Raw genomic sequence first — 15,504 nt, forward strand, 5'->3', positions numbered from 1 at the left:
CGATCTGCTCTTCCAGGCATTGATTTTTTTGCCAAAATAGGATATTTTAAAAACAGCTTAGTGATAAGCAAGTTCCTGACACGAAGGGAGATGTGTTTTAATGGCTGCTACTTATATGGTGGTTCGGTCTTAAAACTGAATAGCAGGCATATGCGAAAAAGGCGGGGAAACGCCCGTATTATTTGCTATGCCATCCAAAGTAACCTTTCGTGAATATTGCTGTTTGCAGGATACGATGAAGGTCGTATCTTTTTTGCGTCCTGATGCCGCGCGACAGCAGCTTCTTTAGAGGCTGCTTGTCCGTGGCATTTTTGCGTCCAAAAAACAACATTAAAAAGGAGCTAACAAAAAAACATGATGGATTTGAAAACCTATGGCTACACAGAAATAGAAGCAATTTCCGATGGATTATTGCCCGGCAGGGTGACAGAGCTTCGGCGCGAGCGCTTCACGGTTATGACCGAGCGCGGCGAAGTAACGGCGGTGCTCAAAGGAACTTTCTATCACAGCGCGGAAACGCGCGTAGACTTTCCGTGTGTCGGTGATTTTATCCTGCTGCGCTACAACGAGAGCGGAGATTCTCTCATCGTCAAGGTATTACCCCGCCGCTCCAAGTTCTCACGCGCGGATTACTCAGGACATGCCGCAGGTTACACCAAAACCGTACTGGAACAGGTCGTAGCAACCAACTTTGACTATGTATTTATCCTTTCTTCGCTGAATTGGGATTTCAACGTTGCCCGCATCATGCGATACCTGACACAAGCCAGGCAGAGCGGCGGTCAGCCGGTTGTCATTCTGACCAAGGCGGATCTCGTCCCAGACTATAATCACGCGTTAGCAGAAGTCACACAAAGCATCCCTGATGTGCCGGTCCATGCGATCTGTAGTCATACAGGCCTGGGGTTGAGCGAACTCAATCCTTACTTGATGCCAGGTAAAACAGTTGTCTTCCTCGGCATGTCCGGCGTCGGTAAATCATCTTTGCTCAATGCGTTGATAGAGCAGGACGTAATGAAGGTTCAAGCGATTCGGGAGGTCGACAGCCGGGGGCGGCATACGACAACGCACCGTCAACTGTTTATGCTCCCCTCCGGAGCGATGGTGATCGATACGCCGGGTATGCGTGAGCTTGGGCTTTTTGATGCCGACGAAGGCATACGCGCAAGCTTCACGGATGTGGAGGCATGGTTCCCGCAATGCCGATTTACGGATTGCCGCCATCAGGCCGAGCCGGGCTGTGCCGTTCTCGCTGCGCTTGCCGACGGGTCGCTGCCGCGTGAACGGTGGGAGCATTATATGGCTCAACAGAATGAGAAGAAGTTTGTCCAGGATAAAATGGGCTACCTCATCGACAAGAGGGCTCGAAACAAATCGATCGCCATGTGGAGCAAGCAAACAAAGAAAAATGGGGGGTGGAAGAAATGAATATAAAAATCGAAACGCTGATCCATGCCTTGAGCCAACTATTCAAAAAGGATATCATCTCGGCCGACTGGCAAACCATGCCGTTACAGGGCGGAACAGTGGGAAATGTGTACCTGGTAACGGGCATTGCCGAAGTTGCAGGTGGTGAACAATTGCCCTACCGTATCGTGCTGAAAATCCAGAAGCAATGGGAGCGTTACGGGGATCCGGGTTCTTGGCGCCGGGAATATGACCTCTATGCGTCTGACCTCGGAACGACGTTCTCGGATGCCTTCCGCTGGCCGGTATGTTATCACGCCGAGATCAATGCTGAAGAAAATGAATTTCAGCTGTGGCTGGAATATATCGACGGCGTATCCGGTTTACACTTGACCGGTGACATGTATGAACAGGCCGCGCTGGAGTTAGGGCGCTATCAAGGCAAGCTGTATGCGGAGCAGCCCGCTGTCCTGCAGAGCTTGACCAATCTGAGCCATCCAGATCTCATGAAGAATACGTATCTGCGTTACCGGTCATGGCCGGTCGTCTACGATTATATACGCTCGGAGGATTGCGAATTCCCACAGCACCTGCGGCGAATGCTCATCGACATCGATGAGCACGCAGACGAGATATTCGCCCGCATCGAAAAGTTGCCCCTCGTGCTATGCCACCGGGACTTCTGGGTGACCAACCTGATCTATGCCGACGGGACGATGGTACTTATCGACTGGGATACATCCGGATGGGGCTACCTGGGCGAGGATCTCGCAAGCCTGATTGCGGACGAAGCGGATATCGATCACATGGTCGAATACTACCATCGATGTGTCCCCGCATATTACAAAGGCTATTCGGAGTATGCGGATGCACCCCCTATCTCCGATCATTGCGTCTACGAGATGATCCTTCTCGCATTTGGGTACAGGCTTGTTGAGTGGTATCTTCACACTGAGGACGAAGAGGAGAAGAAGGAGCATGTCCGTACGCTCCAAAAAATCTATGAAATGAAGCCCGGTCCTGCACAGAGTTGACTCTAAAAAAGAAACTCCAAAAACCTTGAATGTAGTGGTTTTTTGGAGTTTCTTTCATCGGCGCCCGTAATATCATATTGATGATGGACAATTGGTGCTGATAAAATAGATATATGTCAACCCCAATAAACACTACCAAATTATATATGCCTGCGCTCCGGTCAAAGGCGGTTATACGGCAACGGTTAACTGAACGACTAAACAAAGGTCTGCACCGCAAGTTGACCCTGATCTCCGCACCGGCGGGCTATGGCAAAACGACGTTAGTCTGCGAATGGCTGGCCGGTTGCGAACGACCGGCCGCATGGCTTTCGCTTGAACAGGGAGATACCGAACTTACGCGCTTTTTGACGTATATGATTTCCGCTCTTCAGACCCTATCGGAGAATATAGGAGAAGGCGCGCGCTCTGTACTCCGCTCACCTCAACCGGCACCGACCGTATCCATCCTGACGGCTCTTCTGAATGAACTTTCGACCATTCCGTTTCCTTTCATCCTTGTCCTTGATGATTATCATGCCGCCAGTTCGAGAGAGGTCGACGAAGCTATATGCTTCTTGCTGGACCACCTTCCTACACAGATGCACCTTGTCCTAACGACCCGCGAGAACCCTGCCATATCTCTGCCGCGATTGCGGGCTCGGGATCAATTAACCGAGCTGCGCGCTGCCGATATGAGATTTACTCTTCCCGAAGCCGAAGTCCTCTTCAACCATGTCATGGAACTAAATCTCTCCATGGACCATATAACCGAGTTGCAATCACGTACCGAGGGATGGGCTGCGGGCCTGCGCCTGGCTGCAATTTCTATACAGGAAGACCACGATGCCGGTCGGCTCCTTCAGTCTTTCACGGGCAATCACCATTTTGTGCTGGATTATCTGGCCGAGGAGGTCTTGCAACGGCAGCCTTCAGCTGTACAGGATTTTTTACTGCGAACCTCTATCCTCGACCGAATGTGCGGATCGTTATGTGATGACATGGTTCCCCATCCTGAGATTTCCGGCAATGAAATGTTAATCGGGCTTGATCGTAAAAACTTGTTTGTTGTTCCTCTGGATCGAGAACGACGGTGGTATCGCTACCACCATTTGTTCGCGGATATCCTCCGCAGACGGCTGCTGGAAAGTATGGACGACAGCGATATCTACGAATTGCACCAACGAGCAAGCATTTGGTATGAAGGTCATGGTTTCGAGATCGAGGCGTTTCATCATGCCGTAGAAGCTCGGGACATCACGCGAAGCTCGCGCCTGCTTCAAGGCGGCGGGATGCCGTTGCATCTGCGAGGGGCTGCTGGAATGGCGCTCGATTGGCTAGATTCGTTGCCTTCCAAGGAACTGGATGTAAGACCGGAGTTATGGGTGTATTATGGTTCTGCTCTATTGATTGCCGGTAAACCGACGGGGGTCGAACAGAAGCTCCGAGCGGCAGAAGCTGCATTGGAAGGCATGGAGCAAGACGCCGGCGTCAAGGAACTGATCGGATGGATTGCGGCTACCCGCGCGACATTGGCCTCTTTGATGTTAGCTGATGATCACCAGGGTGCGGAGTCGAATCTACAAGTGGCCGAAGCGGCAATGCAAGTCTCGGGACTCGAAGATAAGACCGATGAACTTGTAGGATTAATTACGCCTCCTTGGAATGCGGGAAAAAATGAAACAGACGGAATAGTCGAAGTTATCGCCCAATCACGTCGTGCGCTTGCCTATTTAAGACCCGATAACCTACCGGCCCGGACGGCATCCGCTTGGATGCTGGGCGTTGCCTGCCAGAGGCGGGGAGATTATGCCGAGGCTTGCGACGCTTATAACGAAGTCATAGCCAATTGCCGAATGCTCGATCATCAGCTGATGGGGGTAACGGCCATTATTGGAATCGCCCAGATTAGAGAAGCAGAAGGGCGTCACGATCTGGCAGCAGAGCGTTACCGGGAGGCTCTAAGGCTTGCTGACGGTCTGCCGCACCCGGCAATCAACGAAGCTCAAACGGGCCTGGAGCGAATGCGCCGCGTCATCGAATCCGGAATGAAGGGCAACCGGATCGAGCCGCTTAGCCAACGGGAAATCGAAGTACTGCAGCTCATCGCCCAGGGACTCTCCAATCGGGAAATCGCAGAGAAGCTCTTCTTGGCATTGGATACGGTGAAAGGCCACAATCGAAGGATTTTTGAGAAGCTCCACGTCCAACGACGCACGGAAGCGATCGCTCGCGCCCGCGAACTCAATTTGATATGAACACTCCAAAACCACACTAAAGTGTCTACGGGCCCGATCCTCTTCGAGCTATACTGCAAGTAATTAGCTGGGAGAGGAGATCAAGCATGAGAAAAATGGAGAGAGTGGTGGGGGTATTATTTTTATTGTCGACGGGCGCATTCTTGGTGGGAAGCGGGATCCTGGATCCTATTTTGCATCGAACGGACTTGCTGGTCAGTGTAGATTCCGATCGAATGAGCATGTTTGCAGGATGGTTCTTGGAGCTAATTAACGCCATTGCGGTTGTGGGGATTGCCATGTTGCTGCAGCCGACGTTAAAGAAATATCATGAGGCGTTTGCGTTCGGGTACTTCGCTTCCCGGGTCATGGAGTCGGCCTTGTTAATGTTAAGTTTAATCGGTCCGCTCATCCTTCTCGCGTTAAATAAACCGTCTACATCCGCAGGAGTTTCCGGTTCCGGTGACTCATACCTGCAAATGTTAGGGAATTTAGCGGTAGAAGCCCACTATTTGCTATTTGATATGGCCATGCTTGTGCTGAGTTTAGGCAGCTTGTTATTTTGTTATATTCTCTATCGATCGAGACTGGTTCCACAATGGTTGTCCATAATCGGCTTGATTGGGTATACGTGCTTGTTAGCAAGCAGTTCTTTGTCCATAGCCGGCCTAGATCTCGGAACGGTTCTTTACATCCCTGGAGCGATATTTGAAATTGTCTTGCCGGTTTGGCTCATAGTGAAGGGATTTAATCCGCATACGCAAGTTTCCGCGAAATAAAATTGGGTTAAGATCCTTTACCGCGTCGATCTGGATCCGATGATTATATAAATATTGAATTTATGTTGGAGAGGAAGGTAAGGGCATGAGAGTAAAATTAGAAGGGATCACTGTTTTGGCGCTTGATGTTCCTAATTTGACTGGCTTTTATCGTGATGTCCTGGGATTTAAGGTTATTATAGAAGAAGAACATTACACGGAATTTGAAAATAATGGCGTTCGTCTAGCCATTTTCTCGGCACCATTAATGGCAGATAACACAAACGGTCACCCTTCTTTTGGGGAAGAGCGTAAAGGGCAAGCCTTTGAGCTTAACTTCGAATGTGATTCTCCTGCGGATGTCTACATGATGTATGATGATTTTGTTTCCAAAGGGGCTACGGGGATAGCAGAGCCGAAGGTCATGTCCTGGGGGCACACTACGGGCTTCTTTGCAGATCCAGAAGGCAACATCCATTCTCTCTTTGCAGTTAACCCCGTAACGGCGGAGAATGCCTAATAAATTCGATGCTGACAGGGATTGATGATTATATTTAAGGCTTCCCTATAATTTAATGGAATTTTTGACAGGAGCCGGGAAGATATTCTGGCCGAAGTTGAGTATGTGAGATATTTATTCGAGCATGGCGGAAGTGTCTCGGACGTCGTCAGCTCTCGGAAGGGGAACTTGCTGGAAGAGATCATTCATAATCACCATACCTTCTTTACCTGCTTACGAGAAACTGATTCCCGATTCGTTGCCTCTGCTTTGTTGGTTTAAAAAGGTGAAATAGGAAGGGCCACCCTGAAAAGGATGGCCTTTAAACTTACCGTTACTGACAGCACAGTGAGCCGTATCATAAATAATTTGCGATTATCAAATTTGGGTCCTTCTAAAATCTGTAAAAATAGGGCATGGAAAGAGAGGAATAACACCTTATGACCCAAGAAGAAGTGCTGAGCGGCGGAAATGTAAACCATATCGTGCGTGTGGGGGATACTGTTCGCCGTCCTACAGGATATTGGAGTCCAAGTGTTCATGAATTACTCAAACATTTGGAGAAACAAGGATTTGATGGGGCTCCAAGATTCCTAGGAATCGATGACTCGGATCGTGAAATATTGACATTTGTTACTGGAGATATTAATCAGCCAGAACTTGAATCGTACACATGGTGGACGGACGAAACACTCGCGGGTTTTGCGCGCCTTTTACGTCAGTTCCATGATACGGCCCGATCCTTCACTCCCAGTAATGAGGCCAAATGGCAGCTTACATTCCGCTTGGCGGTTTCGCGCCTGACTTTTCTTCGGGAAAAATGGAAGTGATGCCATATCAGCGTGAAAAAAATGCTGTAGAGCGCCGCGAGAGAATCCATCTGTTTTTTGAATCTTACGGAATTCCCGCCCCTAACAATTTGCAGGAGTGGATTATTGAACGATTGACTGTACTGTGCGAGACGATGAAAAACTTTGCCGCTAACGGAAACCAAGCCTTTCAAAAAAAGATTGATGAAGGGCAGTTAGCTCACTATGAGAATGAGATTAAATTTGTAAAAGATCATTTCGAGGATTGGGTATAGAATTCGAATCGACGACCGCCGCTTATTACATTTTTCTTAAATAAAACCTCCATTAACACGGAGAGTTTGTCCCGTAACCCACTGCGATTCATTGCTCGCAAGAAAGAGGATCACGCCGGCAATATCCTCGGTTTCCCCGAGTCTTCCGAATGCGTTCATGTTGGCAAGCCCCTGGATTTGTTCGGGTGTTTTGCCAACCGTGAACAGCTCGGTATTTATAGGCCCAGGCGCTACGGCATTAATCGTGATATTTCTCTTTCCAAGCTCTTTGGCCAGTTGACGCGTGAATTGTTCGACGGCTCCTTTGGAGCCTGCATAAAGACTGTAGGCCGGGAACATCTGACCCGCCACCGAAGTGGAGAAGTTGATGATGCGGCCCCCCGGATTCAGATGCTTGGCGGCAAGCTGGCATGAAAAATAGGTCCCTTTGACATTAATCGCGAATAGCTGGTCATAATCCGCTTCCGTAATATCGCCAATCGGTTTGGTAATGATGATCCCTGCGTTATTCACTACAATATCAAGCTTTCCGAACGTTTTAAGCGCTTCTTGATAAAGTTTTTCCAACTCGCTCAAACGGCTGATATCCGCCTGAATCGCTGTTGCTTCTCCGCCGTTTTTTCGAATGTTCCGAACAACCTCGGCCGCCTGATCGGAACGGTTCGCAAAATTGATGACCACCTTGGCGCCATGATGTGCCAAATCCTCGGCTATCGTCTTGCCGATACCTCTGGATGCTCCGGTGACCAAGGCAACTTTGCCGGCAAGTTTCTTTTCCATTGCAATGATCTCCTTTTTTAAAGTATGGATAAGAGAGTGCGTTAAGCAACCGGGTAATCCATAACGACGATTCCTTCAACAAATGGGCCGATGGATCGTAAAAAAATTTGATGCAGGGGGTGTTGAACATAATCCCGGCAAGCCTGTTGATCCTCAAAAGTAACCCGGATTCCCAGCGTAAAGCCCTGCATGTGCTCTTTTTCCTCCGTCATGTTAATTCCGGCGCTAAGATCCACGATCCCCGGAATGTTCCCTTTAAAGTCATGCGCGCGTTTTACCGCATCTTCTTTCTCCGTATCGGAAACATCGGGCTTGAACTTCAATAGCACAATATGCTCAAACATCTTTCTCCCTCCCAGGTTCCCGTTTTATATTTGTTTTCAATTGCTTCATTTGGGAAATTTCCTTCATCCATCCCGCGAAATTTTCGGCTACGAGATCAAGGTGCTTAACGGTAGGCTCATCGGTCAGCTCACCCATCTCATTAAACTTTTCATGAACAAGGCCGATGTATACTTCATTTCCCGGCAACAGCGGTGAGGAAATGCCGGATGCAAACAAGATGTCGCGCAGATGGCCCTGTGCTTTTACCGACCCCAACAAACCCATGGAAGACCCTACAATCCATGAGGGTTTCCCGATCATGACTCGGTCGACGCGGGATAACCAGTCAATGGCATTCGCCATAACGCCGGGAATGGTCGAATTATATTCCGGAGTAACCCATAACACGGCATCGGCAGCAGCGACTTTGCTTTTAAAATCAATAACCGGCTGCGGCGGAACAGACTCGATATCCTGATCGTAAAAGGGGAGATCCCGAATGTTCAGCACATCCAACTGAAAGAGATGCCGATAACGGTTTTGGATATAGCGGGCTAATTTCAAGTTGTATGACTCTTTGCGAATGCTTCCGACAATGGCGGCTACTTTCATTTTCATCACCTCAATGATATGGTCTGAATGGAAAACCGATTTAAAGGATAATCGTTGTCCTATCCATTCTTGCTATTCTCCCTAAGGAGGACATAGACTAGTGTATATGGGTCTGACGAGGTTAGGGAGAGATCCGGTTATCGTAGGATTAGGAATCCTATGTTCATTAAATAGTAGGGGGGGGATGGAGATCATGTCGAACAGATTGGATCGTTATGAGGAATTGTCCCGTTTTTTACGTTCACGCCGTGAAAGAATGACTCCGAGGGAGGCAGGATTGCCGGAATCCGGACGTAGGCGTACACCCGGACTTCGCCGCAGCGAGGTGGCGCTGCTTGCAGACGTAGGATTGGATTGGTACACCTACTTGGAACAAGGCCGTCATATCAACGTATCCGCTGAGGTTCTGGATCGAATAGCAGAAGTGCTCCGGTTAGATGAATCGGAACGGAGGCATTTGTACCATCTTGCCCGTAAGCAAATTCCCTTGAGCGATACGAAACAACCCTCTAAGGTAACGCCGGAACTTCAACGCTTTTTGGATAGTCAAAACCTGTCCCCTTCAAGTGTCATGGATGCACGCATGAATATCATTGCCTGGAATGAGGCCTACTGCGCATTGAATGGGGATCTCTCGGCTATGTCGGATAGGGAACGAAATTTTGTATGGATGACATTTACGTCCTCCCGTTTCCGCTATGTCAAGGGAGACCAATGGGAACTGCATGCCAGGCGGATCGTCGCTAATTTCCATGCCGGGTATGCGCGTCACGGCGACGATCCTTGGTGGTCTGAGCAGTTTGAGGCGCTGTCACAGGCTAGCGGGGAGTTTCGGGAATTTTGGGATTCGCACGAGGTTCTTGATGCCATGGATGCTCCCAAGACACTGCATTGTCCGAATCTAGGAAAATTAAATTTTGATCTTGTATCGTTTCAGTATTTGAACGATCCAAATTTGACCGTTTCCATTCATGTACCTCACCAAGACGGCACGGTGGAAAAAATGCAGCGGCTGGTAATCGATTATCAGAGCCAGCAGACAGAGTCGCTTGAATCTCGAAGAGTTTAGAATGAGGCAACCGGTCTTAGATAATCTTCCTCAGAATGTTTTGAGGAGGATTTTTTCATTTCTATTCAGGCGGACAAACCGGGTTGGATGTTCTAGCCGACACTCTTTGCTCTATCCGTATTAGTAGAATTGATAAACTGGTGTTGGAAACAAAACAACAAATGCGGATTGTAAAAAAATTAACAGTAACGGGATTTTTTTGAGTCACCAATCGTGTTATATGCAGGAGGCGAAAAAATGGAGAACAATTCTTTATTGCGTACGGATAAAGAATTGGCAGAACTATATCAACGGCATGCAGATCTAGTTTATAGGCTTTGCTATATATATTTGAAAAATTCCGTTGATGCAGAAGACGCTGTTCAATCTGTATTTCTAAAGCTGATTAAATCCCAAATGGTTTTCAATGATCACGAGCATGAAAAAGCGTGGTTGACGGTAACCACCAGAAATTACTGTAATGACGTGCTTAAATATTGGTGGAAATCCCGTCGTGTCGATTTGGATGCTTTACCGGAAGTTGCTGATTGGAGTTACGCTAAGCCATCGGGAAATGTGTTGGAAAAACTGCTGTCGCTTCCCGAAAAATACAAAATAGTTCTATATCTTTATTATTTCGAGGAATATTCGGTAAGAGAAATATCAGAGATGTTGGGACAGAAAGAAAGCACGATCCAAACGCAACTATCCAGAGGTCGCAAGCGCCTTAAAATTGACTTGGGAGGGAATTACTTTGAGTAACAAGAATATCAATCAGCTTTTTGAAGTGCTTACCCCTAAAACCGAACAAAAAGAAAAAATGTTTCATAACATTTTAGTGCAAAGCAAGGATGAAAATAAAAAGTACAGAGGATATACTCTTGCGAAACGTTTAAGACCCGCAGTATTGGCTGCCGTGTTGATGGTTTGTTTGGCTACAACCGCTTTTGCAGCGACATATATGGGATTGGATGAAAAGTTTATGAAGTTTCTTAATCCGGTAAATCATGAGCAGGCAGAATATTTGTCAAATGGCGCTTATGTGGTTGATAAACAGGTAAAAAACAAGAATGGAACGCTTAAAATTAAGCAAGTGATCGGTGACAGTAATCTGACCTATATTTTAATGGATTTTTCCGCACCGAAGGGTACGATACTAGACGCAACACGTTACCGCTTTTTGGACTACGACATAACGGACAATCAGGATTATAGGAGCGTAGGGTTTAAAGTGCTTGACGATGGCAACCGGAGTGACAACAAGATTAGTTTAGTAATGACAATCGTGACGAAAAGTTCCATTGCCGGTCAAGACATTCATTTCCAACTCAAAGATCTACAAGCGGCAGATCCTTTCCCAGGTATTTTTACAACGGTCATACCAGGCGTTTGGGGAACAGATTTTAAGCTGGATTTCAAGGAGTACTCTACTCCTTATGAGGTCAATAAAAACATATCCATGTTTGGTTATGGGGCGGTACTCAAAACAATCTCCGTCTCACCGATTTCGGTTTCGTTAAAGATTGAGAGCAGTTCAATGAAAGAGATTAACGAAGCTGCTGGATCATTAAAGGAAATCGGCCCTAATCAGATCTTGGATAACTACCCTATCACGATAAAGTACCAGGACGGTACATCGGAAACGACAAGCCTGTTTAACGGAATACATTTGATGGAGAATGGTACTCAACTATTTACAGTTAAAATGTTTGAAAAAGTGATTAATGACAAGGAAATCGCATCAATCGTCTTTTTTGATAAGGAAATACCGATTAAAAACTGAATCATAGCTATAACGAGTGAGCAAGAATAAACGTACTTGCTCACTCTGTTTGTCTTTTCTTGAAGGTTAGATTTCCTGAACTCTCCGCTACCAGTGTTCGCCTAGTTTGCAGAAGACAGTGGAAAAGATAAGTACAATGCTTTACCAATGATGTGATTAGGGGAGAACCGTATCATAAGTAGGGCTAAATTTTTTGGGACTGGGCTTTCCGTGAGGTCAAATTTGGTAGTCCCCTCTAAAGGCCTTTCGATTCCTTGCAGTCCCAGTTAGCATAGGAATGGAGATCAGAAGACTGATTACGACCGGAACAATAGAGCCCTCAAGTCCAAAGTCGCCCCCCGTGAGAAGTGCGGCACCGTTCACCTTTACAGTAAATAGACCGTGAGCAGCGTGTCCGGAAACAGGAATGCCAAGCAAGCCTTCAATGGCATTCCAAGCAAATGCAATCCCATGGTAAACCATAAGTTCCGCCGCCACAAGAAAGCGGCTCCGAGCAGAACCCCTGCTTCCAGGGCTATGGCGAACGCGCTCCATAATGTTGCTCCTGAATTGCCAAGATGGGCAACTCCAAAAAATAGAGAGGTCACGGCAAGTGCGAGCGTTTTTCCCCCCAATTTATCGATGGCTTGCAACATAAGTCCCCGGAAGATAAGTTCCTCGACAATGGCTGCTCCTAAAGCTGCTTCAATGGAGGAAACCAGAACAAAACTCGTGTCCGTGGAACCTGCCCACTGAAAGGAGTACCCTCCCAGAGCCATAATAATAAAAGCGGATCCCGTGATAAAAAGGGTCCCGATTAGTACGCCCAGAACCGTTTCAATCCCTGCGCGCTGTCTGGATATCTCCGGAGTGGATTGCCGGGCCAGGTATGTCAGCGTGAGCTTATAAACCAAGATGGCAAGAAACCCCGTTATTAGAGTAAAAATAAGGGAAACAATCCCATCTACTTGCGCTGTCAGCTGCCGGAATAACGTATCTATGAGAATAATGCCGATCGCCCCGGCAATCATCCAGACGATGGGAAAGCCCCAAAATGAACTCCAAGCGCTCAACTTTCTTCCAGGATGCAGCAGCCCTTTATTTTTAGCCCTTTTTTTCTTCATGCCTTTCATCGCCTCTTTTACAGTTTGATGCTCTGAGTATAGGCCGAAAAAGTCATAAAGAGACAGTGCGCTTTGGTCATAATTTATTCTATGGCTATATTCAAAAAAGCGGCTTTTCAATGATCCAAAATTCCCGAATCTCGGGCTTTACGGGCGGCCTCCCGCCGCCCTTTTACGTGAAGCTTCGAATAAATCGTCGAAATATAATTTTTAACCGTTCCTTCACTAAGATACAACACCTCGGCAATATCCTGATTAACGCAGGCCGGCAGCCAGCTTATGCAACACTTCTATTTCACGGCCGGAGAGCCCGAATTCATTATTTTTCGGAGGGGTGGTATTGTTGATGTTCTTGATCATTTTACTCGCCATTTCCTGCGTAATTAAAGTCCCACCCGCCTGAACCACCCGTATGCCTGCCGCCAGGTCTCTAGGATGAATGGCTTTGAGGAGATAACCTTCCGCACCATGGCTTAACGCCGCTAACACATATTCTACTTCTTTATAGGAGGTCAGCATGATGATTTTGGTTGCCGGCATTCGCTCTTTAATCAGGGCCGTTGCGGCGACGCCGTCCATGACCGGCATGTTTACATCCATCAACACCATATCCGGTTTAAACTGCTCGCAGCCCTTTAGGGCTTCTTCTCCATTTTTGGCTAAACCGACAATTTCCAAATCCTCTTCCATGGACAGTACGATATGTAAGCTCTCAAGAATTAACTCTTGATCATCCGCAAGCAGCACTTTAATCTTCGCCATGCGGCATCGCTCCTTTCAGCGGGATTTCGCATCGGACCTCGGTTATCATCGGAATTCCCTCCCCGGATGATAGGTGCAGGCTGCCTCCCAACCGCTCAACCCGATGTTTCATCGTGGTCAAGCCGAAACCATAATGGAGCTTGTCGATCGGTTTGCCGTTATTTCGAACGGTTAATTGCAGACGGCTCTCGGAAAATGTAAGCTCCAGATGCAGTTGAGATGCTTTTCCGTGTTTTAGTGCATTTGTAAAAGACTCCTGGATGACCCGCAGGACCGCTTGCCGTACTTCAAAACGTATGGACCGCTCTGTCTCCGGCAGACTCAAAGTCAGGGCTGTACCCGTGTGCTCCCGGAAACGGACCGCAAGGGATTCAACCTGTCGGATCAGACTGGATTCCTCTTCTTCCCCCATCTCGTGTACGATGCTTCTCATTTCGTCCAGATTTGTCTCAGCCAATGCCCTTAAGCGGATTAACCGGTCTTTGGCCTCGGCGGGCTTGCTATCCATAAGGGCAATAGAAGCATCCAGGCTCAGGATGAGTGAGATAAAGGAATGACCCAGCGTATCATGAAGCTCCTTGGACATGCGGTTGCGTTCTTCAAGCAACGTCATTTTCTCGATCTCGGCCGAGTAGTGAGTTAAGAGCTTATTTTGACGCTCCACTTCGGCTGCCAGTTTATTCTTCTGAGCATAGGCATTGGCGACGAAGCTTGCCCACATACCGATGAAGCAGAACAGCAGATTGTCTGTTCCGATACTTAGGGTCTGCTCCCAAGATATTCTTAAGTGGGACTGAAAGGAAAAAGGAATGACAGCGAGTAGGGGAATGATCCAGAGGCTTTGCTTCGTTAATAAGTACCCCATTGCAAGACTCGGCAGCAAATAATCCGCTTTTGAAGTCAGAGCCGGATCAATGACAGAATGCACATAATAAGAACCGCCAAGCAATAGCTCCAGTATGCAAAACCAGACTTTGTTCATTCGGTGCCCAGGAAACCAGAACAGCAAAGGGACGACAAGGGCTATGCTCAGCCAGGTCGCGTTAAATAACGTCCGGTTCGAAAACTCACTTTCTGCCAGAACCCGGGAATACAGCAGAATATAATGGTATAAACGAAGGACAAATATACCCCAATCCATGAAAGATAAGATTTTTTTCATAGCACCATCATACAGGAAATCCAAAAAACTTGGGTGAAGAATAAAAAAAGATCCCTAATACTGCGCCTATGGCTGATAATAAACGGCATCCATTTTCGCTCAAGGCTTATTCATTTCTTTTGCCATCAAATTAGGAAGGAAGTCGGGGAAGTATTTACCGGCGAAACGAAAAAATTTTGAAAAACCAGGTACTACACGTTTTTTGTTTTTTTCCATACCTTTGATTCCATGCTTAACGAGAGTCTTCAAACTCATATTTGGACCCCCTTTCTGTATGTCCGGTTCAAGATTGGTCTCGGCAACGAGAGGGGGGACAAGCTCCATGACGTGAATATTTTTATTCGATTTCTTTAGCTGTATGCGAAGTGCGTCGGTAAACATATGCACGCCTGCCTTGGTTGCGGAATACACAGGCTGAGTTGGCGAAGTAATATAGGACAGGCCAGAGCTTACGGTTACGATCATGGCTTCTCTTTGTTTGGAGAATAGGGGAAGCAATGCTCTTGTCATCCATATGGTCCCTTTTAAATTTGTTTCGACTTCAGAGGTTGCCTGTTCCAAATCAGCGTTTTCTTCCAGCATATGAAATGAACGCATGATGCCTGCTGAGTTGATTAAGATATTTGCCTCTGGATAGTGTTCATGAATGAATGCTGCCATTGAGCGAACAGAATCCGCATTTGAAACGTCACCTTGAAGCCCGACTAGTTCTTTATTATCTTTTGTTATTTTATCGATGGTTTCTTGATTACGACCAATAACAATGACTTTATTGCCGCGTTTCAACAATTCCTTGGCAAAGGCAAGACCAATACCCGAAGTACCGCCTGTGATGATAATTGTATTTTTATTAAGCTCCATATTGATTCTCCTTCGCTAGTTACAACTTTTAATTTTTGTAACTTAGTAATAATATCAAAATATACTGTTCA

At 47.2% G+C, this 15,504-nt stretch carries 16 protein-coding genes and 2 pseudogenes; 10 read left to right on the plus strand and 8 right to left on the minus strand.

Features of this window, described 5'->3' with window-relative positions; all coding sequences use genetic code 11:
- Window positions 1-354: 354 nt before the first annotated feature.
- The 7 genes and pseudogenes from rsgA to V3851_RS11965 all read left to right on the plus strand — a co-directional run bounded on the left by rsgA (window position 355) and on the right by V3851_RS11965 (window position 6,998).
- Complete coding sequence (gene rsgA / locus V3851_RS11940) at window positions 355-1,428, plus strand: ribosome small subunit-dependent GTPase A (RefSeq protein WP_331846765.1); 1,074 nt, start codon at window positions 355-357, stop codon at window positions 1,426-1,428.
- The gene (locus V3851_RS11945) at window positions 1,425-2,441 is read left to right on the plus strand and encodes a phosphotransferase (RefSeq protein ID WP_331846766.1); all 1,017 of its coding nucleotides are present in this window, start codon (window positions 1,425-1,427) and stop codon (window positions 2,439-2,441) included. Before rsgA ends, V3851_RS11945 begins: the two co-directional genes overlap by 4 nt.
- A gap of 1,580 nt (window positions 2,442-4,021) precedes the next feature.
- A pseudogene (locus V3851_RS26980) lies at window positions 4,022-4,384 on the plus strand (tetratricopeptide repeat protein); the annotation flags it as partial.
- A gap of 99 nt (window positions 4,385-4,483) precedes the next feature.
- Window positions 4,484-4,678: pseudogene (locus tag V3851_RS26985) on the plus strand (response regulator transcription factor); the annotation flags it as partial.
- Between the two features lie 86 nt (window positions 4,679-4,764).
- On the plus strand, window positions 4,765-5,436 hold the full coding sequence (locus V3851_RS11955) for a DUF4386 domain-containing protein (RefSeq protein ID WP_331846768.1): 672 nt from the start codon (window positions 4,765-4,767) through the stop codon (window positions 5,434-5,436).
- Window positions 5,437-5,521: 85 nt separating this feature from the next.
- Window positions 5,522-5,935 (plus strand): VOC family protein, encoded by a 414-nt coding sequence (locus V3851_RS11960; RefSeq protein ID WP_331846769.1) that lies wholly within the window; start codon window positions 5,522-5,524, stop codon window positions 5,933-5,935.
- 745 nt (window positions 5,936-6,680) lie between these two features.
- The gene (locus V3851_RS11965; RefSeq protein WP_331846770.1) at window positions 6,681-6,998 is read left to right on the plus strand and encodes a hypothetical protein; all 318 of its coding nucleotides are present in this window, start codon (window positions 6,681-6,683) and stop codon (window positions 6,996-6,998) included.
- Window positions 6,999-7,034: 36 nt separating this feature from the next.
- On the opposite strand, the gene V3851_RS11970 is transcribed toward V3851_RS11965, so the two are convergent.
- The 3 genes from V3851_RS11970 to V3851_RS11980 are packed head-to-tail and all read right to left on the minus strand — an operon-like array spanning window position 7,035 to window position 8,714.
- Entirely contained in the window at window positions 7,035-7,778 is a 744-nt protein-coding gene (locus tag V3851_RS11970; protein WP_331846771.1) for an SDR family oxidoreductase, read from the minus strand.
- Window positions 7,779-7,819: 41 nt separating this feature from the next.
- Complete coding sequence (locus V3851_RS11975; RefSeq protein ID WP_331846772.1) at window positions 7,820-8,122, minus strand: Dabb family protein; 303 nt, start codon at window positions 8,120-8,122, stop codon at window positions 7,820-7,822.
- Window positions 8,115-8,714: an NADPH-dependent FMN reductase gene (locus V3851_RS11980; protein WP_331846773.1), complete on the minus strand. Its 600-nt coding sequence runs from the start codon at window positions 8,712-8,714 to the stop codon at window positions 8,115-8,117. Before V3851_RS11980 ends, V3851_RS11975 begins: the two co-directional genes overlap by 8 nt.
- Before the next feature lie 193 nt (window positions 8,715-8,907).
- Here V3851_RS11980 and V3851_RS11985 point away from each other — a divergent pair, with 193 nt between their 5' ends.
- The 3 genes from V3851_RS11985 (at window position 8,908) to V3851_RS11995 (ending at window position 11,545) form a co-directional block, all read left to right on the plus strand.
- On the plus strand, window positions 8,908-9,783 hold the full coding sequence (locus V3851_RS11985) for a helix-turn-helix transcriptional regulator (RefSeq protein ID WP_331846774.1): 876 nt from the start codon (window positions 8,908-8,910) through the stop codon (window positions 9,781-9,783).
- A 237-nt stretch (window positions 9,784-10,020) separates the two neighbouring features.
- Complete coding sequence (locus tag V3851_RS11990; RefSeq protein ID WP_331846775.1) at window positions 10,021-10,524, plus strand: RNA polymerase sigma factor; 504 nt, start codon at window positions 10,021-10,023, stop codon at window positions 10,522-10,524.
- A complete protein-coding gene (locus V3851_RS11995) occupies window positions 10,517-11,545 on the plus strand; it encodes a hypothetical protein (protein ID WP_331846776.1) in 1,029 nt (342 codons plus the stop codon). Before V3851_RS11990 ends, V3851_RS11995 begins: the two co-directional genes overlap by 8 nt.
- 365 nt (window positions 11,546-11,910) lie before the next feature.
- Here V3851_RS11995 and V3851_RS12000 read toward each other — a convergent pair whose 3' ends face one another.
- From V3851_RS12000 to V3851_RS12020, 5 genes are all read right to left on the minus strand, one after another.
- Window positions 11,911-12,768 (minus strand): CPBP family intramembrane glutamic endopeptidase, encoded by an 858-nt coding sequence (locus V3851_RS12000; RefSeq protein WP_331846777.1) that lies wholly within the window; start codon window positions 12,766-12,768, stop codon window positions 11,911-11,913.
- Window positions 12,765-12,887: a LuxR C-terminal-related transcriptional regulator gene (locus V3851_RS12005; protein WP_331846778.1), complete on the minus strand. Its 123-nt coding sequence runs from the start codon at window positions 12,885-12,887 to the stop codon at window positions 12,765-12,767. Before V3851_RS12005 ends, V3851_RS12000 begins: the two co-directional genes overlap by 4 nt.
- A 16-nt stretch (window positions 12,888-12,903) precedes the next feature.
- On the minus strand, window positions 12,904-13,410 hold the full coding sequence (locus V3851_RS12010) for a response regulator (protein ID WP_331846779.1): 507 nt from the start codon (window positions 13,408-13,410) through the stop codon (window positions 12,904-12,906).
- Window positions 13,397-14,338 carry a sensor histidine kinase gene (locus V3851_RS12015; RefSeq protein WP_331846780.1) on the minus strand — a complete coding sequence of 314 codons (942 nt, stop codon included), beginning with the start codon at window positions 14,336-14,338 and terminating at the stop codon, window positions 13,397-13,399. The genes V3851_RS12010 and V3851_RS12015 overlap by 14 nt, the downstream gene beginning before the upstream one ends.
- A 333-nt stretch (window positions 14,339-14,671) precedes the next feature.
- The gene (locus V3851_RS12020) at window positions 14,672-15,433 is read right to left on the minus strand and encodes an SDR family oxidoreductase (protein WP_331846781.1); all 762 of its coding nucleotides are present in this window, start codon (window positions 15,431-15,433) and stop codon (window positions 14,672-14,674) included.
- Between the last annotated feature and the right edge of the window lie 71 nt (window positions 15,434-15,504).

The organism is Paenibacillus haidiansis (genome assembly GCF_036553665.1).
GTDB classification, from domain to species: domain Bacteria; phylum Bacillota; class Bacilli; order Paenibacillales; family Paenibacillaceae; genus Fontibacillus; species Fontibacillus haidiansis.

Coding starts and splice junctions, on each gene's coding strand:
- rsgA (WP_331846765.1), top strand. CDS start 355: ATGATGGATTTGAAAACCTATGGCTACACAGAAATAGAAGCAATTTCC.
- V3851_RS11945 (WP_331846766.1), top strand. CDS start 1,425: ATGAATATAAAAATCGAAACGCTGATCCATGCCTTGAGCCAACTATTC.
- V3851_RS11955 (WP_331846768.1), top strand. CDS start 4,765: ATGAGAAAAATGGAGAGAGTGGTGGGGGTATTATTTTTATTGTCGACG.
- V3851_RS11960 (WP_331846769.1), top strand. CDS start 5,522: ATGAGAGTAAAATTAGAAGGGATCACTGTTTTGGCGCTTGATGTTCCT.
- V3851_RS11965 (WP_331846770.1), top strand. CDS start 6,681: ATGGCAGCTTACATTCCGCTTGGCGGTTTCGCGCCTGACTTTTCTTCG.
- V3851_RS11970 (WP_331846771.1), bottom strand. CDS start 7,778: ATGGAAAAGAAACTTGCCGGCAAAGTTGCCTTGGTCACCGGAGCATCC.
- V3851_RS11975 (WP_331846772.1), bottom strand. CDS start 8,122: ATGTTTGAGCATATTGTGCTATTGAAGTTCAAGCCCGATGTTTCCGAT.
- V3851_RS11980 (WP_331846773.1), bottom strand. CDS start 8,714: ATGAAAGTAGCCGCCATTGTCGGAAGCATTCGCAAAGAGTCATACAAC.
- V3851_RS11985 (WP_331846774.1), top strand. CDS start 8,908: ATGTCGAACAGATTGGATCGTTATGAGGAATTGTCCCGTTTTTTACGT.
- V3851_RS11990 (WP_331846775.1), top strand. CDS start 10,021: ATGGAGAACAATTCTTTATTGCGTACGGATAAAGAATTGGCAGAACTA.
- V3851_RS12010 (WP_331846779.1), bottom strand. CDS start 13,410: ATGGCGAAGATTAAAGTGCTGCTTGCGGATGATCAAGAGTTAATTCTT.
- V3851_RS12020 (WP_331846781.1), bottom strand. CDS start 15,433: ATGGAGCTTAATAAAAATACAATTATCATCACAGGCGGTACTTCGGGT.